This window comes from Bilophila wadsworthia ATCC 49260, from assembly GCF_000701705.1.
In the GTDB taxonomy this organism is placed as follows: Bacteria; Desulfobacterota; Desulfovibrionia; order Desulfovibrionales; family Desulfovibrionaceae; genus Bilophila; species Bilophila wadsworthia.
This window is the reverse complement of record NZ_JNJP01000005.1, coordinates 19,898-46,783: the sequence shown is the minus strand read 5'-3', so window position 1 is coordinate 46,783 and position 26,886 is coordinate 19,898. Positions and strand designations below refer to the sequence as shown.

18 protein-coding genes are annotated in these 26,886 nt (G+C 61.5%); 7 read left to right on the top strand and 11 right to left on the bottom strand.

Going from position 1 to position 26,886, the window contains the following annotated elements:
• Window positions 1–17 precede the first annotated feature (17 nt).
• The 8 genes from T370_RS0103745 to T370_RS0103710 form a co-directional block, all read right to left on the bottom strand.
• On the bottom strand, window positions 18–761 hold the full coding sequence (locus tag T370_RS0103745) for a sulfite exporter TauE/SafE family protein (RefSeq protein ID WP_029434791.1): 744 nt from the start codon (window positions 759–761) through the stop codon (window positions 18–20).
• Between the two features lie 346 nt (window positions 762–1,107).
• Window positions 1,108–2,568 carry a uracil-xanthine permease family protein gene (locus T370_RS0103740; protein ID WP_005024642.1) on the bottom strand — a complete coding sequence of 487 codons (1,461 nt, stop codon included), beginning with the start codon at window positions 2,566–2,568 and terminating at the stop codon, window positions 1,108–1,110.
• Window positions 2,569–2,712: 144 nt separating this feature from the next.
• A complete protein-coding gene (locus T370_RS22605) occupies window positions 2,713–3,039 on the bottom strand; it encodes a cytochrome c3 family protein (RefSeq protein WP_034505687.1) in 327 nt (108 codons plus the stop codon).
• A gap of 677 nt (window positions 3,040–3,716) precedes the next feature.
• On the bottom strand, window positions 3,717–4,025 hold the full coding sequence (locus T370_RS0103730; RefSeq protein ID WP_005024644.1) for a hypothetical protein: 309 nt from the start codon (window positions 4,023–4,025) through the stop codon (window positions 3,717–3,719).
• Between the two features lie 282 nt (window positions 4,026–4,307).
• On the bottom strand, window positions 4,308–4,541 hold the full coding sequence (locus T370_RS0103725; RefSeq protein ID WP_029434789.1) for a FeoA family protein: 234 nt from the start codon (window positions 4,539–4,541) through the stop codon (window positions 4,308–4,310).
• On the bottom strand, window positions 4,538–4,822 hold the full coding sequence (locus T370_RS0103720) for a DUF8000 family membrane protein (protein ID WP_156034323.1): 285 nt from the start codon (window positions 4,820–4,822) through the stop codon (window positions 4,538–4,540). The genes T370_RS0103725 and T370_RS0103720 overlap by 4 nt, the downstream gene beginning before the upstream one ends.
• A 513-nt stretch (window positions 4,823–5,335) precedes the next feature.
• Window positions 5,336–6,613, bottom strand: coding sequence for an MFS transporter (locus T370_RS0103715; protein ID WP_029434787.1), 1,278 nt, complete (start codon window positions 6,611–6,613; stop codon window positions 5,336–5,338).
• A gap of 83 nt (window positions 6,614–6,696) precedes the next feature.
• Window positions 6,697–8,310, bottom strand: a complete 1,614-nt coding sequence (locus tag T370_RS0103710) for an amidohydrolase (RefSeq protein ID WP_029434786.1) — start codon at window positions 8,308–8,310, stop codon at window positions 6,697–6,699.
• Window positions 8,311–8,539: 229 nt separating this feature from the next.
• Here T370_RS0103710 and T370_RS0103705 point away from each other — a divergent pair, with 229 nt between their 5' ends.
• A complete protein-coding gene (locus T370_RS0103705) occupies window positions 8,540–11,653 on the top strand; it encodes a sigma-54 interaction domain-containing protein (protein WP_029434785.1) in 3,114 nt (1,037 codons plus the stop codon).
• A gap of 218 nt (window positions 11,654–11,871) precedes the next feature.
• Here the strand turns inward: T370_RS0103705 and pbpC are convergent, their stop codons facing one another.
• The 3 genes from pbpC to T370_RS0103690 all read right to left on the bottom strand — a co-directional run bounded on the left by pbpC (window position 11,872) and on the right by T370_RS0103690 (window position 21,099).
• Window positions 11,872–14,217 (bottom strand): penicillin-binding protein 1C, encoded by a 2,346-nt coding sequence (gene pbpC / locus T370_RS0103700; RefSeq protein ID WP_029434784.1) that lies wholly within the window; start codon window positions 14,215–14,217, stop codon window positions 11,872–11,874.
• A gap of 306 nt (window positions 14,218–14,523) precedes the next feature.
• The gene (locus T370_RS0103695) at window positions 14,524–20,112 is read right to left on the bottom strand and encodes an alpha-2-macroglobulin family protein (RefSeq protein WP_029434783.1); all 5,589 of its coding nucleotides are present in this window, start codon (window positions 20,110–20,112) and stop codon (window positions 14,524–14,526) included.
• Between the two features lie 207 nt (window positions 20,113–20,319).
• The gene (locus tag T370_RS0103690) at window positions 20,320–21,099 is read right to left on the bottom strand and encodes an IclR family transcriptional regulator (protein ID WP_029434782.1); all 780 of its coding nucleotides are present in this window, start codon (window positions 21,097–21,099) and stop codon (window positions 20,320–20,322) included.
• Between the two features lie 617 nt (window positions 21,100–21,716).
• Here T370_RS0103690 and T370_RS0103685 point away from each other — a divergent pair.
• The 6 genes from T370_RS0103685 to T370_RS0103660 all read left to right on the top strand — a co-directional run bounded on the left by T370_RS0103685 (window position 21,717) and on the right by T370_RS0103660 (window position 26,641).
• Entirely contained in the window at window positions 21,717–22,079 is a 363-nt protein-coding gene (locus tag T370_RS0103685; protein WP_029434781.1) for a cupin domain-containing protein, read from the top strand.
• A 41-nt stretch (window positions 22,080–22,120) separates the two neighbouring features.
• Window positions 22,121–22,876: an ABC transporter ATP-binding protein gene (locus T370_RS0103680; protein ID WP_005024657.1), complete on the top strand. Its 756-nt coding sequence runs from the start codon at window positions 22,121–22,123 to the stop codon at window positions 22,874–22,876.
• Between the two features lie 52 nt (window positions 22,877–22,928).
• The gene (locus T370_RS0103675; RefSeq protein WP_005024658.1) at window positions 22,929–24,035 is read left to right on the top strand and encodes an ABC transporter substrate-binding protein; all 1,107 of its coding nucleotides are present in this window, start codon (window positions 22,929–22,931) and stop codon (window positions 24,033–24,035) included.
• 179 nt (window positions 24,036–24,214) lie between these two features.
• Entirely contained in the window at window positions 24,215–25,012 is a 798-nt protein-coding gene (locus tag T370_RS0103670) for an ABC transporter permease (RefSeq protein WP_005024660.1), read from the top strand.
• Window positions 25,013–25,015: 3 nt separating this feature from the next.
• On the top strand, window positions 25,016–25,852 hold the full coding sequence (locus tag T370_RS0103665) for an ABC transporter permease (RefSeq protein WP_005024662.1): 837 nt from the start codon (window positions 25,016–25,018) through the stop codon (window positions 25,850–25,852).
• Window positions 25,853–25,879: 27 nt separating this feature from the next.
• Window positions 25,880–26,641, top strand: coding sequence for an ABC transporter ATP-binding protein (locus T370_RS0103660; RefSeq protein ID WP_029434780.1), 762 nt, complete (start codon window positions 25,880–25,882; stop codon window positions 26,639–26,641).
• Window positions 26,642–26,886: the final 245 nt, after the last annotated feature.

Below are 26,886 nucleotides of genomic sequence, written 5' to 3'. Positions count from 1 at the left end.
TATGGGATACTTCCCCATTACAAGAGGCTCTCCACAGCCCGGATAATACAGACGCTCCCGGCGAAGGCGATCATGACGAGCAGGATGCCCTGGAAAACGCTCTCCCGGACGAAACGGGCGACGGGCAGGGAGACGACGAGCCCCACCAACGCGCCGGGCATCCCCCAAAGTGCGGCCTTGACCACGACGGGAGTATACAGTCCGGCGGCGGCTTGAACAATGCAGGTGCAGATGCTGATGCCAAGAAAATACAGGCTGAGCGTCCCGCGAGTAGTGTCCTTGTCCCAGCCAACGTAGAGCGCATAGATCGCCACTGGCGGCCCGCTGAAGCTGATCGCCGCGTTGGCGAACCCCGATGCGAACCCCGATACGGCGCAGCCCCGCATGCTCTCGGGGTGCGCCGTATCGGCTCGGTGCAAGAGTTGCCACGCCACATATACGATCAAGGCAGCCCCAAGCCCGCCCTGTAGCCAGATTCCCGGAACCACCCGAAGCACGCACACGCCGATGATGAGCCCCGGGATGCATCCGAGCAGCATGGGAATGATCGGCGCCACCCGCGAATGGGCGCGGTACATCCATGCCACATAGACCGCAAGGGTCACCGCTACGAGGCAGGTAGCCGGAACGGCCTCGCTCATCTCCAGCACACAGGCCACAATGGGCAAGGCGACCATCGCTGCCCCCATCCCGCTGACACCGTTGATGAAGCCGCCGAGAAACCATGCCAAAAACACGAGGGGGTAGCTGGATTCGAACATAGAGGCCCCGCGCGGCCTGTCCGGACCTCCGGAACACGCCGGATAAAAAGCGATTGTGAGAGAATACCCTTTCTTGCTCTAACAGGAGAACCCAAGGCTGTACAGAGGGCAAATGCCCTCTGAAAACGGCATGGGACCCCGTGCGAAAACGTTTTCGCTCTTATGTTGAAACGTTGCGGATTATCTTAAAAAGAGTACGCCACCGATGCTGCTGAAGGTGGCACCTTCCCTCGCGGAACCCCCCGTTTTCCACAACGAAAAAGACGAGGGGAAAGCCTCGTCTTTTTCGTGTTGCCCAAGCTCATCCTCCGCCGTCCGCAAAACCGAACGGAAGCGGAACAGGGGATCATTCGTGCTTGTTGAAAAGGAATTCGGAATGCGGGTTACAGTCCTCATCGTCCTCATCGCCCTCGTAAGGGCAGATGCCCTTGGGGAGGATCTGATGGACGATCATGGCGGTGACGCCGCCGGAAACAATGGCGGAATCAAAGAATATCTTGAGGAAACGCGGCAGGCGTTCAAAAACTTCCGGGGTAGTCATGGACATGAGGCCCACCCCGATGGACACGGCAATGATGATGGATTCACGTCGGTTCACTTCATGCTGCAACAGGATGCGGATACCCGAACAGGCGATGGTCCCAAAAAGGACGACCAGCGCGCCCCCGAGTACGGGGCGGGGCAGAAGCTGGAAAAACACCACTATAATGGGAAACAGAGCGAACAGGATAAACAGCACGCCGCAGAATTTGCCCACCTTGCGGCTGGCGACGCCGCTGAGCTGGATGACGCCGTTGTTCTGGGAGAACGTCGCCACGGGGAAGCAACCGAATATAGCCCCGAGGGAGGTCATCATACCGTCGCAAAGGATGCCGCCCGCCAAACGGCTACGGTAGACGCGACCACGCACGGGCTGTTCAGAGACGACGCTGGTGGCCGTCAAGTCGCCGATGGCCTCAATGACCACAACAAGAAAAAGAAAACTCAAGACAAGGAATGAATGCAAGTCAAAGCCGAAGAAGCCGAACTTGAACGGCACGGGCATGATGAACCAGGTATGCTGTTCGGAAAGGATGTTCCAATTGACCTTGCCCATTACTATTGCCACTGCGAAGCCGACAAGGATGCCCACGATGAGCGAGCTCATGCGCAACAGCGGGTTCTTGCTGCGGTTGACGCAAACGATAGCGAGAATGACCAGCGTGCCAAGGAACAAGTTGGAGATGTCCCCAAATGTTCCATCGGCCTTGGCCGCGAACCCCCCTGCGAGATCGATCGCTCCCACGCGCACGAGGGAGACGCCGATCATCATAACGGTGATGCCAGCCACGGTGGGCGTGATGATCTTGCGCAGGAACGGCATGATACGGCTCCCCGCCATGACCACAAACCCGCCGATGAAACATACGCCGAAGAGAGTTGATAGCGCCTGCTCCCACGACATGCCCTGCTCTTTCATGAGGAGGGCCCCCACGGCAATGAGCGTGCCGGGAAACGCGAAGCTCGTCGCCTGGATGCTCAACATGCCGGAACCGATACCGAAGGGCCGGGACACCTGAAACCAGATCCCGATGCCCGCGAACAGCAGGGACATGCTGACAAGGTAGGCGATGGCTTCCGGGGGGACGCCCAACGCGCCCGCGACGATGGCGGGCGGTGCCATGACGCTGAGCACCATGGCCAAAATGTGCTGGAGGGCGGCCAGCAAGGACGAGCCGAAAGGCGGATGGGACTCGAGGCCGTAAATCAGTTCGCTTTCTTTTTCAGGATTGGGCGTAGCGGGCTGCGAGGCCGGGGCGCTGGACATAGGCATCCTCCAGAGGCTTGGGGATGGGAGATCTTCGCCGGGAAAACCAGCGGCGGCCAACCAAGGCCGCGTGCGATCTCTTCCGGGGTTGTTCCATTTCTTACGGAAATCAGGTTTCCGTGTACAGTATAATGAGGCCCCGCATCACCACGTATGGCAGATGAGGCAGTAATTCTGATCTTCGGCGTGTTCCTTGTGGCAGACCCAACAAGGAACCTCCGTTCCCCAGTGCGGAGAAATATGAGGATTTTTCTTTCCACGGGAGGCTGTCCGTTTGGCGACCTCCGGTGCATCATGGCATTTGGCACAGGATACCGCCCCGGCCTGTTTTGGATTTTTCTGCCCGGTGTGGCAGTCCGCACATGCGAGATCCACATGGGCATCCCGAAGCGCCTTCTGTGGCGCGGCTTCGGAAGGGGCGGCAAGACACAGGACCGCCAGACATATCGCCAGTGTCCAAGCGTACTTCATGGTGGTTCAAACATCCTTAAAGTAATACGTTAAAAACAGTTGCCGTAACCGGACCATCAAATGCGCTGGCCATAGGGCAATGGCATTCAAGCACACAATCCCACCATCAAGACCGGATATGGGCCGTTGGGGAATTGAAAACACAGGATGCTGCTTTGAGCCCATGAGAGACATACTCCCAACAACTCAAAAGCATATCTATATCTTATTTCACAACAATCATTTTCAGAGCAAAAACGCGGCATGGCCCATTATAGAAAATACACCATTGGTTCCCCATCTTAAAAAGAACCTTTTTCCACGCGGAACCGGACCCTTCCGTTTTCTTCCGATCCCAATGGGCGGCAATATCACTTGCTGATTCCTTATCCTGTTGCACCTCCCTAGTAAAGATTCTCACAAGGGATTTTCTGATAAGGAAATTCCCGAGGCGACTCTTTTCCTTTTTTTCGCCTGTCTCGTCAGCATGTTCCATTTCCTATGCCGCATACGATAATACAAACTTTTCCGTGCATGGGTCAAAACGGTTTACGCGTGGGCTTCAACGGGCATTCCCATATATTCACGTCGCCGCTCCAGAGACAGAAGCCTCAGATGGTACGCTTCTTCGATTTTTGATAAAAAAAGCGGAAGGTTTCCCTTCCGCTTTTGCTATGAGGACCGATGAACCCCGCGTATCAGCCTTTCATGCTGCGCTTGGATGCCTTAAGAGGGTTGACCTTCTTTTTGGATTCACCTGTAATTTTGGGGATTCGATGCCGGTTCTGCTCAAGCAGGCTGTCCGCATCAAGGCTCAATGCATTCAATCGGGCAGCCACATCTTTACGGTTTCCGGCGTAGCGGTTCGGATCGGCAAGGGGCCGATCCACATACGCCGGCGAGGTCAGGTACAGTCCTTTTTCGTCAATGGCGAGGCAAGCGCATCCTTCTTTTTCCTGCACCGTCTGAATGATCATGTCCGAAGTCGTTCCGAAGCGATTGTTCATAACTTCCTCTCTGGTTGTATTGCGAATCGGCCGATTGCCGATCTTCATTATTGATAATAAAAATCTTAATCAACTATAAACAGCTATTCAAAAATGTAAATGAGATTACCCGGTTTTGCCGCTGTAGCAGCAATATCGGGGGAACAGTGGAGGTTCCGCTTTTCAAGTTCATATCGGGAGCTTCGCTCTGGAAGGGGTGCCTTGGAGAGCCCATTAAACCGTCTCGGAAAGTCGTTAGAGACTCCCACGGCACCGGAAAAAGGAGGATTCACCTCGGCAACGTCAGTCATCCGTGCTGACGGTAACGTCCTCAGCGTCGGCCACACGTAAAGCCAGCGTGGTTCCCATTACACGGAGAGACAAGAGATCCCCCATCGGAGAACGGCCCATGACCGTAATCCCGACACCGGGAAGCAACCCCATATCCCGGAGGCGCTGGGCACGTTCGCCCGCAGCGGCGATGGCAACGACAAAACCACTCTGCCCGTTTCTCAGGTGATGCAGCCTGCGGATCATTCCGTTCTCGCCTGCCCGTCAGCCGCCGCTTTCGGTTCCGACGCGGAAGTATCCAACAAGTCCCCAAGGTTGCGCAACAACCGCGGGATTTCCCGCCGTGCTTGACGCCAGTACCAGCTGATCCCCCTCGGCAGGGCCAACGACGCCACGACCACGGCAAGGAGAAGCACGGCCAACGCCTCAATAAAGGCGACGAGAGCCCGGACAAGCAACGCCAATCCAAGCAAGGACACGGCAACCAGCGTTAGTACCCGCGCGCACCGTTTATACGAAAAAGTCAACTCGGCCTCCTGAAGAGCCAGAATCCCCGTGAGATGAACGTATGTGCAAGCCATCGCAGCAGCGTTCTCTTTTGGCGGAGCTTATTGATTTTGAAATTTATTGTCAAATATAAAACTCACTTTTTACGGAACCGCTGCCGCATTCAGGCCACGCACATCCGAACTGCCACGCTCGCGTGGTGCATCTTGTCCACCTACCCACAGGTTTCGGCATATAAACAACGACCGATGCCAGTATTGTCGAAATCCACCCGGCCCAAAACGCCGCCCAGCAATAACAACGGAAAAATGGAGGGGCACAAAAACATGCGGCGGTATTGATATACACTGTCACGGAACCGTCCCCTTTTGAACTTCTTCGACCTCACGGCGGCCCGTTCCCCCTTTCCCTCGCCCCATGCATAGCCGGGCACCGTACCGCCCACCCAAAACGAAGCGGCATGAACGCCTGTCATACCGCTTCGTTATCCAAATCCGAAAAGCAAGAACAGAAAAGGCCTCTGCTTCCTGATATTACCGCTTATCAAGCGCCCGGGCGCGGTCGAAGTCTCCCTGATACGTGAAGCCCGCGCACAGGAGCATGAGCGCGCCAAGCACAAAGACGAACTGCACATACACAATGGCGATATTCAGGCCGAACGCATCGGACAGGGCACCCACCAGCATGGGGCCAAAGAAGCCGAGCCCCTGGAGGAACGTCACATAGGTCCCGTAGGCCGACGCCTTGTAGCGGGCGGGAACAAGCTCCTGCGTAGCGATATGGATGCCGGTAACCGGGATGAGGAAGAGCATGACCCCAAGCGCGATGAGGGGGAAGCTCTTCAGCATAAACCCGAAGCCGAAACAGGCCGCCAACAGGACGAAACAGGGGACGCCGAGCCACGCACGGGTTTTGCGGCTCCACCGGCCGAGACGGTCGGAAATGATCCCGGACAAGGGCGTGATCACAATGCCGGTGAACAGGTATACCGGGCTCATGTACGCCCCCACTTCCGCGCTGGTCCAGCCCATTTCGCGGACGAGGAACATGGGAATCCACGCCACCATGCTGGAATAGACCATGTTGCCGAGGCCGACGCCGATACCGAGCATGACGAGCGTCTTGTTCTTCAAGGTAACGCCAAAGGCTTCCTTCAGGCTCACGTCGTCTTTTTTGGCGTTTTCAGGCTTGGCCGAAGTCTTCGGCAGAGCCATGGAAAGCACCATGAACAGCAGCGTCACCACGCCCATCACGATGAACGGCGCGCGCCAGCCGATGCTCTGCGCCAGAATGCCCGCTACGGCCGTCCCAGCGGCGAGTCCCACGGACATGGAGGAGTTGTACAGCCCGATCACCGAGCCCCAGCGGGACTTCTTGGTCCAGCTCGTCAGCATGGATACGGACACCGGAGCATAGCTGGCGTTGCCCATGCCGACCATGAACCGGCCAAGCAGAATGAGGAAGAAGTTCGAGACGAGCCCGCACAGCAGACAGCCGACTCCCCACAGGCCGGACATGAGGGTGATGGCTTTTTTCTTGGACGTTTTGTCCGCGATGAAGGAAAGCGGCAACACGAACAGGGTCATACCGCAGAGCACGGCGGAACCGGCCACGCCGATCTGGGAGTCGGTCAACCCGAGGGCTTTCTGCATGGCGGGGAACACGGAAGTCACGCCGAGGCGCGCCGAGAAGTCAAGCAGGAACAGCATGTACAAGACGACAAAGGCGAACATGAAACGGGGGCGGCTGACAGGAACGGCCGGTTCTTCCACGGGAGCCCCAATCGGGGTCGTCTGGGTGGCTTGGGACATGGGCGGATCCTCTTGTTCGTGCGGGAGCGGAGCCCGCGGTTGAAGGAAGACGGCGCGGGCGGATGAGCACGCCCGCGCGTCAATCAGGCACGGGCGGAATACACGGTTTTCCCGCCTACAATGGTTTCCAGAATACCAATGTTGCGCAGATCGGCGGGATCGACTTCCAGCGGATTGGCGTCGAGGACCACAAGGTCGGCCAGCTTGCCGGGCTCGATGGAGCCTTTGTCGTTTTCCTGGAAATTCTGCCACGCGGGATTAAAGGTATGGGCGCGCAAGGCTTCGAGCACGGAAATGCGCTGATCCGGACCAAGTACCTGACCGGAGGATGTCAGGCGGTTGACGCTGACCCAAATGGACAGCAACGGATCGGCGGGGACGATGGGGGAGTCGCAGTGCGCGGTGATCACGAGGCCGCGATCCAGCGCGGAGCGCATGGGGTCCATCCGGGCGGCGCGTTCCGGGCCAAGGAACAGATCCCGGTGGCGGTCGCCCCAGTAATAGACATGGGCGGTGAAGAACGAAGGCGTGTAGCCCGCCGCTCCGAGGCGATCGAGCTGCTCCTCGCGGATCGTCTGGGCATGGATCAGGATGTGGCGGCAATCCTTGCGGGGATGTTTGGCCTGCGCGGCTTCAAGAGCATCAAGGGCGTCGTCGGTGGCGGCATCGCCGTTGGTATGGATGAGGAACTGCCCACGCCCATGCGCGGCTTCGATCAGCGCGAACAGATTCTCGCGGCTGTGCGTGGGATAGCCCCGCCATTCGGGGTCGCCCTGATACGGGGTGTGGTAGGGTTTGGTGAGGTAGCCGGTATAGCCCTGCAAAGAGCCGTCCGCGAGCAGCTTGACCCCGCCGATGGTCACATCCTTCCCATCGAACGCCAGCCGCGGATCGTCAGGATCAAGCGACGTAAAGGGATTGACGTGCACCCGGACCGCGAGGCGCCCCTGCTCCTGTACGGTGCGCAAAAGCTCCGCGTCGTCGTAGGAGAACAAGGCCGCGTCCACCGCCGTGGTGATGCCCCGCGCGGCATAATCCCGCGTGGTGGCGGCAAGGTCGTCGATCCGCTGCTCCCGCGTCTGCGTGGGCAGCAGCGGCATGATGGTTTCATAAACCGGGCTTTCCTCAAGCACGCCGTCCGGTTCGCCGTCCGCATCGCGCCGGATGATGCCCCCGGCGGGGTCCGGCGTATGGCGGTCAATCCCGGCCAGCTTCAGGGCCGCGCTGTTCAGGGCGCACAAATGGCTGGAAATGTGCTGTGCAAACACGGGATTGTGCGGAGCCGCCTCATCCAGTTCCCAACGGCTGGGGAACCGCTTTTCCGTCAGCAGCGTATCGTCGAGGCCGCAGGCAAGCACCCATTCGCCCTCGGGCGTTTCCGCCGCACGGGCCCGGATGGCGGCAAGGATGTCGCCGAGCGTCCGGCAGGTCCCAAGAGGCGGCGAATTGAGGTTTACGCGCCCGCGTCCTTGCGCGGCCATCAGAATATGCCCGTGGGCGTCGTAAAAGCCGGGGAGCACGGCAGCGCCCCCCATGTCCCTGCATTCCGTGTCCGGCCCGATGAGCGGAGCGAGCCCGTCCCGATCGCCGACGGCAAGGATACGGTCGCCGTCCAGCGCGAGGGCCGAAGCCACGGCATCGTTTCCATCAAGAGTCAGGACCACGGCGTTGAACAACAACACACTGGCATATTGCATGAAGACATCCTCCTTGAGGCATTGGAATGCGCACCCTCCAGCGGGTACATGCGTTTAAAAGAGCAAGGGGGATGCCAAAAGGCTCAAGTCATGCAATCGAGCGTTTTTCAAGAAGTTCTTGACAGTATGATAAAATGCGAACTATCACTCGTCTAGAAAACGGGATGAACAGCGTCCAGAAATCAGGATGCGTCTAAAAAACAGGACGCCCCCCCAAGGAGTCCGCGCCATGCCCACCCTCGCCTCCAGTGTCCCTCACGCTTCGCTCCTGCTCGCCCTCCAGCTTTCCGCACGCCCGCTCCACGAACGGGAACTCGCCTCCATCACCGGATTGCCCGAAATCCGTGTCCGCTCCGCGCTGAGGGAACTCTCCCTTCAGAAGCATGTCGCCGCCGCTCCCGCAGAGGGCTCCCCTGACGGCGGTTCCGGAGCCCCGGCATGGGCCATCACCCGCATCGAGCCGGATCTGCTGGAAGACATGGCCGAGACCCTGTGCAGCGCCTGTCCGGATACGGGCGTCCCCTATCACATGGGCGTACTCGGCGGAGACGCCACACTGGAAGACTGCGAAATCGTGGTCCGCTTCATCGACGACCGCCTCAAGGACAACGAACCTGCCGTATTCGCCTGTTTCGAAATGGTCGTGCAGTTCCTGCTCCGCTGGGGGCGCGCGCATATGGACGATGCAGGCCAGAAAAGCTGGCGGTACGCCGAACTCGTACTCGTGGTCCAGAGCATGTGTATTTTCTCACACCACTACCTCCAGCTCGCCACGGAACTCTCCCCGCTCGCCTACGAGCTTTCGGCCCGCAACGGCAGCGAACGCTTCATGCCCATGATCTGGATCTTCCGGCATTACCTGCAATTGTTCTCGGGCGGAGAGCCGCCGCTCACGGACCGCTTTTTCCACGGTTCGGAAAAGATGCGCCATTTCAAGGAACAGGACATGCAGGATCGCATCCCGGTCTTTGAAGGCATCGAGAACTTCCTCAAGGGCCATTTCCGTGAAACCCTGCAGTGTTATGCGCGCCGCCCCGCGCAGGATCACTGGTGGTACAAACGTTTTTTCGAGCCCCTTTCCTTCTGCGCCAGCCAGGCCGCCATGTACTTGCGCGAGTACCCTCTCGCCACCGGCATCATCGAATCCGCGCGCCAGACCGCCGAACTCGCCGGGGAACGCCTCGTCGCCGTGCTCTGGATCGCCCACCTGTGCTTCCTGCTCCTCCGTAAAGGCGCCCTGGACGAAGCGATTGTCAAAATCGACTACCTCCTCAACTGCGTTCCTCCCGAGCAAAACCATAAGGTCGCTTCCAGCGCCGTGCGCGCCCTCGCCGTCTACCACCATCTTTCGGGCCGCACCGACGCCGCCTACCGCGTCCTCCGCAACGAAACCCTGCGCGCCGCCGCGCGCGGGGTCCCCCATTCGCCTTTCCTCGATCCTCTCGTGCTGGATCTCCTCTACGTCTTCGAGCAACGGGGCTACCCGCCCATCCCGCGTTACGAGGTGGAAGCCACGATCGAAACCTTCCTCCGCCAGCCCAACCGCCAGCTCCGGGGCACGGCGCTGCGGGTCCATGCCCTGCGCCTCCGAGGGCGGGGCGCACCCGCCGAAGAAGTCGTCTCCCTCCTTCACGACAGCCTGCGCGAACTGGAACCCACCGGAGATCCCCGCGAACTCGTGCTCACCCATCACGAACTCGCCAACATGCTTGAAGCGATGGGCCAGCACCGTGAAGCCCACCAGCAGCGCAAGTCCGTCGCCGAGATCATCGGGCACCCGCTCGACGAAAACGCCTCCTACCGCACCGCCGCCATCGCGGCGACCGGGGAGGCGTTCCCAGCCCTCGTCCCCGCACCCGAGCCGGAAGCCGAGGACACGCCGGGCCGCATCCTTCTCGACCGCTGCCACGCCGCCTTCAACCGCGAACCGACCTCCTATCGGAGCGACGAGCTGTTCCAGCACCTGCTCGACATCGCGCAGCAGGAGCTCCAGTCCGAGCGCGCCGCGCTGTTCCGCCCCACCGACGACGGCAGGCCGGAGTTCGTGGCCTCGGTCAACCTCACCCGCATGGAGCTGGAAAGCGACGGGATGCGGAGCTGTATGGAGTGGCTGGAAAGCATCCTCCGCAATGCCGCCTCCACCCACAGTGAACACCAGCGGCTGTGCCTCGCGCTCGACGTCGGCGAGCCCTACCCGTGGCTCCTCTATATGGACAGCGCCTTCACCAGCGGCATGTTCCAACGCCTCTCCCCGGCCCTGCTCCGCGATCTCGCCCGGCTGTTCGCGGCTGAGGTCCGGTCCGGCCTGCGGCTTGAGCTCGTCCGTACCGAAGAAGCCAGCCAGCAACAGGATCGCCTCCTTGCCATTACCCGACAGAAAGACGGCGACATGATCCCGGTCGTCGGCGAGGGCCTGCGGGCCTCCCTCGAACAAGCCCTGCGGGTGGGCATAACCGACGCGCCCGTGCTCATCCTCGGCGAAACCGGCGTGGGCAAGGAAATCATGGCCCGGAACATCCATCAGATCAGCCTGCGGAGCGGGCCGTTCGTGGTGGTGCACCCGGCGAGTATGCCGGAATCCCTTTTCGAGAGCGAATTTTTCGGCTATGAGCGCGGCGCGTTCACCGGGGCCATCCGGCAGAAGATCGGCCTCTTCGAACTCGCCGACCAAGGCACGCTCTTCATCGACGAAGTGGGCGAGATCCCGCCGCTCATTCAAACCAAGCTTCTGCGCGTCCTGCAGGATCAGCGCTTCATGCGTCTGGGGGGCACTCGGGAGATCCTTTCCCGGTTCCGGCTCGTGGCCGCGACCAACCGCGATCTGTGGAAAGAAGTCAGGGAAGGGCGATTCCGCGAAGACCTGCTGTACCGCATCTCCGTCGTCCCCCTGACCATCCCGCCCCTGCGCGAACGCAAGCAGGACATCCCCGGCCTGGTACAGGCCTTCATCGAGCACTTCGCCCGGCGCCACGACAAGCACCCCCTGCCGCTCTCCCCGGAACAGCAGCGCCGCCTGTGCGAATACGACTGGCCCGGCAATGTGCGCGAACTCAAAAATGAGATTGAACGGGCGGTTATTCTGAACAATGCCGGGCAGCTCGACTTCGTGCTCGGGGCTTCGCCCGCAGCGCATCAGCCCGCAGATCGCCCTTCCCCATTTCTCGAAACCGTTGCGGACGTCCCGACGCTCTCCGAGCTTGAGGAGCGCTATCTGCGCCACATCATGGAGCGCACCGAAGGCCGCGTGCGCGGTCCCAGCGGCGCGGAAACCCTGCTCAGGATGAAGCGCTCCACCCTGTACGCCAAGCTCAAGAAGTACGGCATACCCTGCGGCTCGGCGTAGGGGATGCCCCCGGCGGCAAGGGACTGCCGTCCCTTGACCCTGTCCGGGGTGCGAGCCGCACCCCGGACCCCGGCGTGAACGGTCGCGCCGAAGGCATGGCGCTTTACAAAAGGCTAGGGCGACACCATAAACCGGTGCCGCCCTTTTGCGTAAGAATACTTGATGGATGTAACAGTCTCGCCCTTAACGGCTCCAGATTCCTTCAACACACATCTGTCCTACGGCAGAGTCCTGACCACAATTTTCTGCATGGCCGCCCGCCCGAGATTGTCCACAACGCGCAACATCTGCGCGCCGTCGCCAGGGTGCCAGACCAACGGCTCGCCGGGTACGCCGCGCCCGATAAACCGATCCTTCACGAACCAGAACACGGCGCCGGCGTCCGCATCCGTGCTCGCAACGAGCGGAATGCCGCTCCGTTCCGGATCGGACAACCGCCTCTGATACACAACTCCGTCCTTCGGAGTGATGATCCGGGGAGGACGCCCGGGCTGTACGCCGGCTTCCGGGCCGCACTCCGGACTGAAAGGCGGTGGCGGGGGCTTCACTACGCCCGCCCGCAGGAACAACGCCTGCAAATCAGAAGGCCAGAATTCCCATACGCGCTCCTCGGTCCGGCCCGGAACCGGGCGGCAGGCGCGCAGCCCGGTTTCCGCATCAATAAGGATGGTGCGGAACACGCCCGAGGAACGCGTAGGGGAGCGTCCGGGGATGTACCACGTTTCGGTGGTGTCCCCGCACAGGGAGACATCGAGATCCCCGGTCGCCGTGCACACGGTTTCGCGGGTAATGTTCAGGCCTTCCTGTTGAACGGGAACGAGATCATCGAGCGGCCCGGCGTCGGACGCCAGCGCCTGCGCGATATCCGTGAACAAAGGAGCCGCCACATCGCCGCCCACAAGCAGCGGGTTCGGCGTATTGTCGAAATTCCCCACCCAGACCACCAGCACATAGGGGCCGACCACGCCCGCCGTCCACGCGTCGCGGAACCCGTTGGAGGTTCCGGTCTTGAAGCGCAGCGGGACAGGCCCTTCTTTCGACCTGACGAAATGGGCGTCATCCTCCAGCATACGCAGGGTTACGACGGCGGCCTCGGGCGACAGCAGAGGCACGGCGGAACCAGCCGCTTCCCCCTCGTACAGACGGGGATGCCGCCACACGCCCTTGTTCGCCAGCATAGCATACAGGCCGCCAAGCTCGCGCATGGAAACCTCCGCGCCGCCGAGCACGAGGCTGAGGCCGTAATGGTCCGCGCTGAACGGGAGATCCACCCCGGCGCGCAGCAGAAAGCCATAAAAACCCGGGCGCAGCTGCGAGGCCAACAGAATCGCGGGCAGGTTACGGCTGGCGCGCAGAGCCTCATGAGCGGGCAAGGGGCCGCGGAACACCCGGTCGAAATTCTCTGGGTCATAGCCGCCAAAACTGCGCGGCGAATCGGGAAGCAACGTTTGCGGATGGATCAGCCCTTGATCCAGAGCCATGCCGTAAATGAAGGGCTTGAGCGTCGAGCCGGGCGAACGCCGGGCACGGGTTCCGTCCACCTGTCCGGATATGGCCGCGTCAGAAAAACCGGCCGACCCCACGAGCCCCCGGATCTCCATGCTCGGCCAATGGATGAGCAGCGCCGCCGCATTGTTCAGGCCATAACGCCTTCCCCGTGCCGCGAATCCGGCAACGGCCCTCTCCATAAGCCGCTGCAACCCGCTGTCGATACAGGTGCGCACAGGCTCCCCACCCCGCGACAACGGAAGCGTCTCGCTCGAAACGTGCGGAGCCCCGAACGGCAGCCGCGCCGGACCATACACCCGGAGCGGCGGCAGGGCCCTCCCCAAGGCGAAACCCGACGCGCCAAAAGAAGCAGTCGCCCCCTGCCCACCGCCCGGAGCGTCTTCGGCATCGGCAAGCATCTGCATCCGGGCACGGGCGGCCTCGAAATCCGGGCCGTTCAGCGGAGAGCGCCTGACCGGATTCTGCGGCACGACGGCAAGGGCAAGGCTTTCGGTCCGGGTAAGGCGTCCGGAGGTAGTGCGGAAATAAATGCGCGCCGCCGCGCCGACGCCTTCGATATTGCCGCCATAAGGCGCGAGGTTGAAATACGCCTCAAGGATTTCCCCCTTGCCATAATGGTATTCATATTGAAGGGCGCGGGCCATCTGCGCGAACTTGCCCGAAAGCGTGGTTGTGGACAGGCCGAGCCGGAGCCGGGCCACCTGCATGGTAATCGTGGAACCGCCCATACGCCGTGCCCCGCCGAGCATCCCCGCCGAAGCCCTGAGCAGGGACAACGGATTGACGCCGGGGTGCCGGTAGAAATGCCGATCCTCGTAAAGCAGCACCGCCCGCACCATCTCGGGCGCGACCTCGTTCAGCCGGATACGGACACGGTATTTTTCATCTTCGGAAAGGCCCAGCCTGAGCAGATTCCCGTCCCGATCCAGCACCAGCGGCGAAAACGGCACGCCGTCCAGAAGCGGCGGTTTGGGACTCAGGACAAGCCAGCCCCAGAACGCCGCGATCGGCAACAGCAACGCCAGCACGAAGGCGAAAGCGATGGTTTTGCGCACATGAAATCCTTTGGGAAACGCCTCCGGCGACAAAGGGCTTCCACTCCTTGGCCCTGTTTGGGGGAATTGCTCTACGTGCGATGCCCGTAAACCTAACGGTCATGACTTTGCCGCCCTTTGGGTCTGATTTTCCCCTCAGCCATACTTCCTTATCATCCAACCACAATATAATCAGATATTATATCAAACATCCCGAGCGGTAACGCCGCTCGGGATGTCGAATACCGCCTCTGACCGCTGCACCACCGGTTTCGCCGGGGTCCGGGGGGCGGCTCGCCCCCGGGCGGGGTTGCCGCCGGAGGCTTCCTACTCGACGACCATGACCCCGCCCGCCGAGTGCGCCTGAAGGCTACGGTTGTACATCGCTTCGGCCTGCACAGGCGGAAGCGTGTACACGCCCTTGTTCACGGCACGGATCTTATACGTAAACACGGAGGGCTCCACAGCCAGCTCCGAAAACACAATCATCCGATCCTCGCGGCGATCGACGGACTTGTAGCCCGACTCACCGCTTGGATTTTGGCCCTTGATGTCAGAATTGAGCACCATTTCGAACCCGCCGGGCAACAGATCCACAATGACCGCATCGGAAACGGACCCTCCATGCGAACGCGCGGAAATGGACACCGTCACCACATCGCCCTGCTTCACCGTCGTCACGGGCCGCCCTTCGGCATCAAGGTATTCACGCGACACTTCAAGCCTCTGTGCCAAGGCTTCGGACGGCGGCTTGCGGTCGAAACCCTGCTCCGAAACTTCCCAGTACAGAGGCTGGGAACCCGCGGGCATATCCAGCGCATACGCCGCACACCCGGGCGCGGAAAGCGTCAACATGCCTCCAAGATCCGCGGGCGCGGATTCCACGGGCTCGAACCCCGGCTGCATGGACGTGCAGCGCAAAGAAATGCCGGAAGGCATGTTCGCCGCGCCCCCCATGTCGAGCAGGGCGCGGACGCCAAGGGATGCGGAAAGGGTCACATACCGCCCGCCATTCAGCACATCGAGCAGTTCTTGTGCCAGTTCAGTGCGCTGCGTATCCAGCATATCAGGGAAATGCCGGGCCAGAACCGACGCCCGCAATGCCTGAACGCCCAACGCGTCGAGATAGCCGCGAGCCTGAAAATCGGGGCCCGGAGCTTGGTAAAGCGCAATCAGATGACGCGCATCGTCGTTCATGCGCATGATCGCGCAGCTTCCCGCCAACAGCGTGGAAGCCACGTCCTTCCGCCACTCGGGGAACCTGTCCTCAAGCTGCGAAACGAGCTGCTCCATCGCTTGCGTCGTGATGCGGCCTTCGCGGGTCAAAACCCACAGCCCATAGGCTTGGGCACGGCCTTCTTCCAGCGAATCCGGCACCCGATCCAGCGCATTCTCAAGCGCCCCGAAGACCTCGGCCAGCAAACCGCCGGGCAGAGCCGCCCCGGACTCCCGCATGGTCAGCAGGAAATCGGCGGCATAGGCCGTGACCAGCACGTCGGGCTCCCCGCCGGGCCAGAGGGACACGCCCCGCCAATTCAGCGCCGACTGGATGCCCTGCACGGCCTCGTCCATGCGTTCCCGGGCGAGCTTGCGCGCCGCGTCCGGCGCCCTGCCCGCATCGGCAAGCAGTTCGGGCCGATTCATGAGCAGCGCGTAAGGCATGGCCCGGCTGATGCGCTGTTCCGCACAAGTGTACGGATAGGCGTCAAGATAACGGATCAGCCCACGCAGCGCGGGCAGGGGCAGCGCCGAAACGGAAGCGGAACCCTTGGCTTCATGGGGGTACAGCTCGCGCCCTGTCTTCAGAACCGTGGAGGCGGAGGCCGACCCGACGCTCAAACTTTCGCGCAGGGGCGAAGCCGGACGCACGGACAGCGTTGCGGAACGGACAGTCCGGTTTCCGGCGGCATCGGTCACGGCAAAACGCAGTTCCGCGTTGCCGGGCACATCCCCGACCTTGACGCGGAACGGAATCACCTTTTCGGAACCCGCGCCTACGGCTATTTCAACGGGCGGCGGGGAAACCACGCGCAGGGCCTCGTCAGGCGACAACGCCAGCGCAAAGGAAGCCGGCTGTCCCGTATTGTTGGCGACGGCAAGCGCGGCCTCGAACTCGTCGCCCGGCGAAGCCAGAACCGGAAGCTGCGGCGTCAGAACCACCGGGCCGCGCACCGTGGCGTCGGTTTCGGCGCGGCCCGCCGTATCCGGCGACGCCGCCACCGCCATGATGCGAACGCGGCCGTTGTAATAGCCGGGAACGGGGATGGTGACGGACGTCTCAGCCCCCACCTCCACGATGCCGGACCACCAGCTCAAGGGCGGTTCGGCCTTGCGCTTGAAAGGATTGTGGAACCGCCCGCCGGACAAGGCCATATCGCCGCCGAAGGCCGGGATGCGGAGCTGGCCGTGATCCGGCATGAGCAGATCGAACATCTGCCGCGTCTCCACTTCCAGCGCCCGGTCGTTGAGCAGATAACGCAGAGGATCGGGCGTGGCGAAGGCGGTGAGCTGAAGCACGCCCTCATCCACGGCGAAAATCAACGCCTTTCCCGGATGGCGGGCGGACAGGGATACCGAGAGCGCGCTACCGGGCAGCACCTGTTCCGGAGCCTTGAGCCTGAGCCCCATGTCCCGCCGCGCCACATTCACGGTGAGCGGAGCCACCGCGTAACTGTGCGGCTGCATGAACACGTCGGGCGAGGACAGGGAACGGGCCAGCGACACGTTGACATAGGCGCGGCCCTCGAAATCCTTGGGAACCGCGATTTCCTGCACGCTATTCCCGGCGCGGACGCGGAACCAGCGGGAGGCCGCAACGCTGTCGCGCTCCAGCGTGATCAGGCCCATGCCGTCGTACGGCGAAGACAGGAACAACCGGATGGATTCGCCGGGCGCATAGTCCGCCTTGTCGATGTGCAGGCGCAGGTTGCCGGAGGGCAATTCGTCCCGCCCGGCGAGGCGCAGGTCGTCGTTGCCCGCCACCGTGAAGGGCACGAGGGCCATGATCTGGCCGGAGGCGTTCCGCACGCTGAGCAGGAATTCGCCGGGCTTGTCCGTGGGCACGGCCCACGCCAGATTGCCGGACGCGTCGAAAGACCGCTTTGAGGAAGCGATTTCCCGGTCGACCGGGGTTTCGTCGTAACGGTAACGCCCGTCCTTGTCCGTGACGAGGCTGGTCACGTACCGCCGCTCCGCCACGGAGAACGTCAGCTCGCCGGGATCGGCGCGGCCGAGATCCGGGCCGAGCGCCACAAATTCCAGCGTGGATTCGCTGCCCTTGGGGATGAAGCCGAGATTGCCCCCGGCCCCGGTGGGACGGTAGCCGAGCACGGCCTGAAGCGGAGAAACAAGGAAGTCGCGCACGGTCGTCACGGAACGTCCGCCGCCCGGCTCAAAGCCTTCGACAAGAAGGCGGCAATGGAGGGTTCCGCCGCGCAGCTTTTCCAGCGGCAGCGGCAGCACGGCACGGCCCTGCGCGTCGGTACGGACTTCGCCGAGATCCAGCGTCAGAGCCGACCCCCGATAGGGCATGGCATCGTGGAACGTGAAATCCTCATAACCGGGGAAAGACAGCGATGCGGGCCGCACCGAAAGCTGACCGCGCAGGCGACGGTCCACGGCGGGCAGGCCATACAGATTCTTGAGGGCCGCGTCCGCCGAGGCCTGAGATGCGTTGAGCCAGCCCTTGCCGGGAGCGGGGTTGACCGTTGCGGACAGGCTCATGGTGTCGGGCTGGAATTCCTCCACCCGCACGGCCCCGGAACCGAGCACGACCGCAAAGCCGTCGGCATTGGGGGTCTGCACGTCGAGGCGATAGCGGCCCGTGGGCGCGCCTTCGGGGACGGTCCAGCTCAGCTCGGCAAGGCCGTCGGCCCCGACGACGAATTGCCGCCGCAGGATCGTCCGTTCCGAGGGATCGGACAGTTCCGCGAAGAAGGGCATGTCGGGCGGCAACGCCTTCCAGTCGCCCCGGCGCATGAGCATACCGAAACGCAGCGTCTCGCCGGGCCGGAAGATGCCGCGCTCGCTGAACACATAGGCGTTGATGCCGTCGGCGTTGCTGGTCTGCCCCTGCGTGGGGAAGCGCGAATAGTCCACGACGCGGGAGTAATCGTCGAGCGGCAGCCATGCCGCATCCTCGTCCGCGCCGCGCTTCACCGAAACGGTCACGGCGACGGGCCGCTTTTCGCGGTTCAGGCCGGACACGGAGGGCAAGGCCGCCCTGCCCCCGGCGTCGGTCACGGCTTCGGCCACGGGCAGGCCGTTGGTTCCGAGGATATGCACCGCTGCGCCGGATATGGGATTGCCTTCCGACAACGAACACACGAAGACATCGCGGCTTCCGTCGGCGTTCTTCTTCACAATCATCCCGAGATCCGTCACCAGCAGGAAGCGGCTGGCGGAGACGACTTCCTTGTCGCCGTCCATGCCCACCAGTTCAATGCGCATGAGCCCGCGCCCATCTTTGAACAGAGGAGCCACGTCGAGCACCGTAAACTGCGGCACGCCCGGATCGGTGCGCTTGAGCGCGATGACGCCTTCCTGCACGTCGCTGAGGGCGTCGAACGGAATATCCGTATTGGTAAACGGCTGCGGCTGCGTGGCAAGAAAACCGAGATACGGCTTGAGGACGCGCGAAGCCCTCCAGCGGATGGCGGTCAGGCCGCTGGCGTGGAGATCCAGCTTGCGCTCGCCTCCGAGGGCAAGCACGTTGCCGGGCTGGAGGAAATCAAGCTCCGGCTGGAACGGGGCGGCATGGAAGACTTCCCGCCACGGCCCTGCCAGAGAAAAGGCGGGGCTTGGCCCGAACCCTTGGGGAAGATTCAGGAAAAGATAACTGTCCGACGGTACGGGCACCCTGAAGCGCAACGTGCCCGCAGGCTGATCGGCGGGCTGGAGCGGCTCGATCTTCACGGGCTTGGCACGGTTGAGGACCGTTTCGTCGACAACCGGGGCCTTGGTCCACGGGGTGGGCTCCACGGCTCCTTCCTCAAGCGCGCGGGGCAACTGGAGCGCGGTGACCGCCTTGGCAAAGGCGTCGGGCCGCACGAGCAGACTCGTCTCGACGGTCAGGCGGTATTCCCCGGCGAGCGAGGCGTCGCGGGACGTTTCGAGCGAGGCACTCTTGATACGGAACAGGGACGAGGTTCCCGGGGCCGTCACCTGCTGACGGGCCTCCATCTTGCCCTTGGGGATCTTCCAGTGCGTGCCGTCGCGCCGGACCTCCGCCGCCACGCCGGGCAACGAGAGCGTCACCGTGGCGGGCGTCTTGGCAAGGCTCAAAATCCGCGACTTGATGAGGCACGTCCCGTTTTCACCCCAGACGAACTCGGGTTTGGCAAGCATAAGGCTCTTGTCGGAAACCTTCAACGCGGCGTCGCGCTGCACCGTCTGACGATCCGGCTGCGTGGTGAACCTTACGTCAAACGAAACGGCCCGTTCACCGTTCAGATCGGGATCAATCCACAACCGGCCGTCCATCTCGAGCACGGCAAGCGGCGGCGTGGAGAAGGCAAGGCTTGGCGAAGCCAGTTTCATGCGCGACGGCAACGGCAGCTTCGCCAGAGAAAGCGTATAGGCCGTGGATTCCGGCCACGGATTCTTCGGACGGAACTCCATCGTATCCCCGCCCGACCACCGCCATTCGCCGGGAATGTCAGGCGAAAGCCGGACGCCGGAGACAACCGCGCCATCCTGCCCCGGAGCGGCGGCGCACCGCACGCCCCAGTCGTCGCCGTAAGCTTTTCTGCACGCGGCTTCGTCTGGCGCGAAGATCACCCGCAACGGTTCGCGGCCCTCAAGAGGCGCGGTCACAGCGGTCCGGACAAAGGCCGGAGCCTGATCCGAAGCAGCCAGCGCGGGTATGGCGACGCAGCACAGCAATACAAGAAGGAATAGAATACTACGGTGGCGCATGGCGTTCTCCCAAACTGATTTTCCATGATCATAAGGGAGTTCTGCTTATCAGACAAGACACGGATTCTTGCCCTTCAGGAGTTCCGCCACAAACTCCACCGAGGGGTTCCGCCTTGCGCGGAGAGTCTGCTCCAGCTTTCTCTGGCACCCCCTCCGGCAAACCGCCTTTCCGCCAAGGGAGGATTCCCCTTCCCAATTGCCCGATTCCTACTTGTCCTCCATTGTGCGCGCGTGGGCGAGGAATTCGGATATTTCTCTGGCGGTCTGCACGACATCATCACAGACTTCCGCCACAAACGCCTCAACGGGCCGGAAACACAACCCGGCGACGCTCACGGCGTAGCGCGGATAGCCTTCCTTGTTGAACACCGGCGCGGCGACGCCTACCAGATGGGTGGCCATTTCCTCATTCATGACCGCGTAGCCCCGCTCACGGATTGCTTCAAGTTCCTTCAAAAACATAGCGCGATCGCAGATGGTCTTTTCCGTGAACCGGGTGAACTGCGTCCGTGCGACATAGGCTTCCACCTCTTCGCGGGGTGAGAAGGCGAGCACGGCCTTGCCCATAGCCGAACAGTACGCGGGGATGCGGTTGCCCGCGGCATACCCTTCGAGCGCCGAATTGAAGAGCCGCTGCGCGAGATACGTGATTTCCCGGCCGTCCCAGTGCCCGAGGTTGCTCGGCTGTTCGGCGGCTTTGGACAGCTCCTCAAGATAGGGCCGCGCAAAATTCCTCACCTCGATCCGGGGCACAACCCCTTCCGCCAGATACCGCAGCCGTCCCGTCAGGGCATAGTCGCTCTGGGGTGTCTGCTCGACGTACCCCATATATTTCAATGTATTCAGAAAACGATGGCTCGCGCTTTTCTGGATGCCGAAGGCCGTCGCCACATTGGTGACCGTCACGTTGCGGCGCTCCACGATGTACTCGAGTATCTGCAACCCCCGCTCAAGGGTCAGGACGCGGGAAGGGTTTGATGGCTTCATGGAATCCTCTTGTATCGCATGATGAATAACGTGCATTCGAACAAGCGTAGTTAATGATACTTCCTCAAAAAACGCAAGAAGTACGGGGCGGGCCTCCTCTCGGGGAATACATCCTCCTCACGCCGTGTTGCTCTTCCGGCGCACAGATCCGCTGGCCTCCGCCCGCAAGCTTCGGTGGCTTTTGCGGAGAGAACAGCCCGGAACTGGGCCTTCCTTTTCCATTCATATAAAATATACAAAACATATTCAAATAAAAAGAACAAATTGTTCCAACGGCCTCAGCTCAAAAAACAGGAGGAAAACGGAGAGATTGCTTGCTTGAAGCGAAGAGGACGCTCTCCACAGATACCACGGGAAGCAACACCCGAAATCTGACCACGCGGGGAAAAAACGTCCATCCTCACCACCCGCAACCCGGATACGTCACCTCCACTCACTTCTCTGATTCATACAACATATGAATTATACTTGAATAATCTGTTGTATCAAAACCGATCCATCCATTTCTTGCCATGCTCAAGAAAAAAAAAACAAAAGACTTGACAAGCTTTTGGGGTTAGGAAATAATGCCTCTAAGTTCAAATTAAAAGAACATCGTTCAAAAAATTGGAGCAATAATGGACACAGGACTGATTTTTCTGGGAACGGAGCAAGCCGTGGAACATGTGCCCGGCCGCCCTGAACATGTTCTGGACGGCGATCCGCTCACCAATGTCTGGCGGAATGTCGTCCATCCCTCGGGGAAAATGCACGCGGGCGTGTGGGACTGCCGGGCGGGGGCGTTTGAACTTCCCTGCCATGCGAGCACGGAGCTGTGCGTCATTACCGAAGGCTCCGCCGAGATTGAAGACGCGCAGGGCCGCAAGACGCTGGTGAAGCCCGGCGACGCCTTCATCATCCCGCAAGGCTCCCGGACCGTGTGGCGCATCGAAAAGTATGTGAAGAAATACTACCTCTGCGTCCTTGATCTCGAAGACTGATCCCGCAGCCGGAAGGAGCGCCATCCAGAAGGAGAACCGCCATGACCACACAGGACGCCCGGCCGATCAAGATTGAAGTAAAGAACCTGACCAAACGCTTCGGCGATCTGCTCGTCCTCGACGACATGAACTTCACCATCCGCAAGGGCGAATTCCTTGCCATCGTCGGTCCCACAGGCTGCGGGAAGACGACGTTCCTCAACTGCCTCTCCAAGCTGATGCCCACGTCCGAAGGCGACATCTACATCGACGGCGAACCCGCCAATCCGCAAAAGCACAACATTTCCTTCGTGTTCCAAGAGCCTACCTGCTTCCCGTGGCGCACCGTGCGCGAAAACGTCGCCTACGGCATGGAAATCAAGCGGTGGGACAAGAAGCTCATCGAAGGCAAGCTCGACGCCATCCTTCCCCTCGTCGGGCTCGCGGACACCGCCGAACTCTACCCTAATCAGGTTTCCGCCAGCATGGTACAGCGCATCGCCGTGGCCCGCGCCTTCGCCGTCGAGCCGGACCTGCTCATGATGGACGAGCCCTACGGACAGCTCGACATCAAGCTGCGCTTCTATCTGGAGGACGAACTGGTCAAGCTGTGGAAGGCCCTCGGATCGACGGTCCTTTTCGTCACCCACAACATCGAAGAGGCGGTCTACGTGGCGGAGCGCATCCTCGTCCTCACCAACAAGCCCACCAACATCAAGAAGGAGATCGTCGTGGATCTGCCCCGCCCGAGGGACACCGTATCCGACGACTTCATCCGCATCCGCAAACAGGTCACCGAGCTGATCCGCTGGTGGTAACGCCCCGGCGGGGTTTTCCCCCCCATGCAACCCTTTCACGAAGGAGTTTCACATGAAGGCCTTGAGAACCCTGACGATCCTCTTTGCGCTGGCTCTGATGTGCCTCCCCGCGCCCTCCGCCGCTGCTGCGGAAAAGCCGTTCAAACTCGACATCTGCGCCATGCCGGAACACGAATCCTTCATCTTCTGGTACGCCAAGGAACAGGGATGGGATAAGGACGAGGGGCTGGATTTCCAGATCCATTTCTTCCAGACCGGCATGGATCAGCTTGAAGCCCTCCCCGCCAAGCAATGGGTCGTGGGCGGCACGGGCACGGTCCCCATCCTCGTGGGCGCGCTCCGCTACAATACCTACCTCATCGGCATCGCCAACGACGAATCGTGGGTCAACGCCGTCACGGTGCGGCCCGACAATCCCGCCCTCAAGGTGAAGGGCTGGAACCCCGAGTATCCGAACCTCCTCGGCTCTCCCGAAACCGTGAAGGGCAAGACCTTCCTCTATACCCAGTCCTCCTCGCAGCACTTCGGCATGTCCGAATACCTGAAGGCCCTCGGCCTCACGGAAAAGGACGTGGTCATGCAGAACATGGACCCGGCGCAGGTGCTGGCGGCCTTTGACGCGGGCATCGGCGACTTCGCGGGCATCTGGCCCATGTGGCTCTACATCGGCATGGAACGGGGCAACAAGCTCATCTATCAGCCCGGCGACGTGAACGCGGTCCTCACGCTCACCCTCGTGGGCGACAAGGCCTTCTGTGACGCCCACCCCGACATCGTGGTCAAGTTCCTGCGCGTCTGGCTGCGCGGCGTGAACATGATCAAGAAGGAAATCAAGAATCCCAAGCTCGCCGAGCAGTATCACCGCTTCTGGACCGAGTGGGCCGGGCAGGACATCGAGCCGCAAATGGCCAAGATGGATCTTGAATACCATCCGGTTTTCGACATCGACCAGCAGCTTGCCATCTTTGACGATTCCAAGGGCCCCAGCCAGGTCGAACAGTGGCAGGACAAGGTGCTCGACTTCTTTGCCTCGCAGGGGCGTTTCTCTCCCGAGGAAGTGAAGAAGATCCGCGGTTCCGGCTACATCAACGGCACGTTCCTCAAGATGGCCGCGGAATCCATCAAGGAAAAGCCCCTCGGCGGCTACAAGCTCGACTAGCGCGGCGGTGTTCCGCACGTCTTGAATGGAAAAACGCCCGGCGGCCGGGGATGCCCCGGCCCGCCCGAGGCGGAAGACCGTCCCCTCCGAAAAGGGAGGCCATCGCAGCCAGAGAGCCGGACGTTTCGCGGCCATGCGCGGGAAAAGGTGGTTCCGGTTGCCGGACAAGCGAGGGAATCATGAGTCAGTATCAGCAGGTAAAGACGCACAGGCAGCGCGCCCTGATCCTTTTGCCGCTCCTTTCGTTGTCGCTGTTCTTCCTGTCGTGGGAGCTGATTGTGGACATGGGACTTGTCCCGCAAACGCTTCTGGCGTCGCCGTCCGCCGTGGTGGAGCTGTTTTTCGCCAAGCTCGCCAACGCGAGCCCCGACGGGATGCTCCTTCAGGAGCACGCGTGGATCAGCATCAAGGAAGCCTTCCTCGGCTACTTTCTGGCCCTCGCCGTCGGCATCCCGCTCGGCCTGGCCATGGGCTGGTTCCGGCTGGCCGAAGGGCTCGCGCGCCCCATTTTCGAATTCATCCGGCCCATCCCGCCCATCGCGTGGATTCCGCTGACCATCTACTGGTTCGGCATCGGCCTGACGGGCAAGGTGTTCATCATCTGGATCGGCGGCATCGTGCCTTGCGTCATCAATTCCTATGTGGGCGTGCGCATGACCAATCCGGTCTTTCTCCAGATGGGCAGGCTCTACGGCGCGACGAACTGGCAGCTTTTCTGGACCGTATGCATCCCCTCGGCCCTGCCTATGGTCTTCGGCGCGCTCCAGATCGCGCTGGCGTGGTGCTGGATGAATCTTGTGGGCGCGGAACTCCTCGCTGCCAACGGAGGCCTCGGATTCCTGATCCAGTGCGGCAGAAAGCTCGGCAGACCGGATCTGGTGGTGCTCGGCATGGTGACGGTGGCCATGACCGGCGTGTTCATCGGCATCCTCATCCACTACGTCGAAAAGAAGCTCCTCGCCGGGATGCGGAGGTAAGCCATGTCCCAATCCATCGCCAACGAAATCCAGATCGAATCCCGTGAGCGGCGTCCCCTGCGCCTCGACGACATCCTGATGAACCGCTGGTTCCTGCATACGGTTTCCGTCTCCCTGTTCCTCGGGCTGTGGTACTGGACCGTCTACATGGGCGTTTTCGGGCGCGGGCTATGCTATCCCCATGAAGTGTTGCAGGAAATCGGGAACCTCATGACCCGGAGGCTCGCCGGGAAAGGGCTGTGGGATCACGCGTGGGACTCCACCCGCCGCGTGTTCATCGGGTTCGGCATCGCCTGCGCCCTCGGCATCCCGCTGGGATTCTTCATGGGCATCAACAAGTATTTCAACGCGTTCTTCAATCCCATCTTCAACCTGATCAAGCCCATGCCGCCCATTTCGTGGGTATCCCTTTCCATCCTGTGGCTCGGCATCGGTGAGGAGCCGAAGATATTCATCATCGCCATCGGCGCGTTCGTGCCCATCGTGCTCAACGCCTACAACGGCATCCGGCTCATCGACGAGGAATTGTATGATGTGGTCCGCATGGCGGGCGGAGGCCGCATGAAAGAAATCGTGGAAGTCTCCTTCCCCGCCGCCGTGCCGTCCATCTTCGCCGGGCTGCAAATTTCCCTGAGCGGGGCGTGGAGCTGCGTGCTCGCCGCCGAACTCGTCAGCGCCCGCTCGGGCCTCGGTTTCGTCATCGTGCAGGGCATGAACTCGGGCAAGGCGTCCATGGTCATCGCCGGGATGCTGCTCATCGCGCTCATCGCCTCGCTCTGTTCCTACGGCATCGACTCCCTCGAAAAGAAGATTTGCCCGTGGCGCCGGGAGATCATGTAGCCCCGCGCCGCCGCGAAAGGATATGTCATGCGAGAAGCCAAAATCCAGTGTGAAGGCGTCAGCAAGACCTTCATTCAGAAGGGGAATACGCAGGTCCATGTGCTCAGGGACGTCTCCATCGACGTGGGGTGCAACGAGTTTGTGGTCATCCTCGGCCCCGGGCAGTGCGGCAAGACCACCCTGCTCCGCATGATCGCCGGGTTTGAAAAGCCCTCCGTGGGCCGGGTGCTCATGGATGGCAGGGAAATCGAGGGCCCCGGGCACGACAAGGGGTTCGTGTTCCAGTCGTACATGCTGTTCGCGTGGCGCACGGTGCGCGGCAACGTCGAGGTCGGCCCCCGCGTCCGCAACCTGTCCAGAGAGGAGCGCCGCCGCCTCAGCCAGCAGTACATTGACATGGTGGGGCTCAACGGCTTCGAGGAGCATTACCCGCATCAGCTTTCCGGCGGCATGAAGCAGCGCGTGGGCATCGCCCGGGCCTACTGCAACTGCCCCGAGATCATGCTCCTCGACGAGCCCTTCGGCCAGCTCGACGCCCAGACCCGTCTGTTCATGGAAAAGGAAACCGAGCGCATCTGGATGCAGGAAAAGCGCACGGTCGTTTTCGTGACCAACAACATCGACGAGGCGCTCACCCTCGGCGACCGCATCTACACCATGAAGAACAAGCTCCCCGGCACGCTCTGCAACACCTACAAGGTTGATCTGGCCCGCCCCCGCGAGCCCACGGACCGCGCTTTCCTCCGGCTCCGCCAGCAGATCATCGATGAGTCCGAATTGGTGTTGTAGGGAGGAGAAGAATCGGGGGAGGGGAGAAGGGACCCTTTGGAAAGGGGCTCCTTCTCCCCTCCCCCGAGAACCCCTCCACTCATCCCCCAAAACGTTTTCACTGGTGGGGAGGCCGCGCAACGGGAGTTCGTTCCGACGGGGAAATGCGAAAAAGTGAAAGGGATGCTTGAAGGAAAGAATGTTGCGCAGTTTGAGTGGAAAGCCGCTGTAGGCATGGAAGAAAGGGGAATAGCCATTCACGTCGG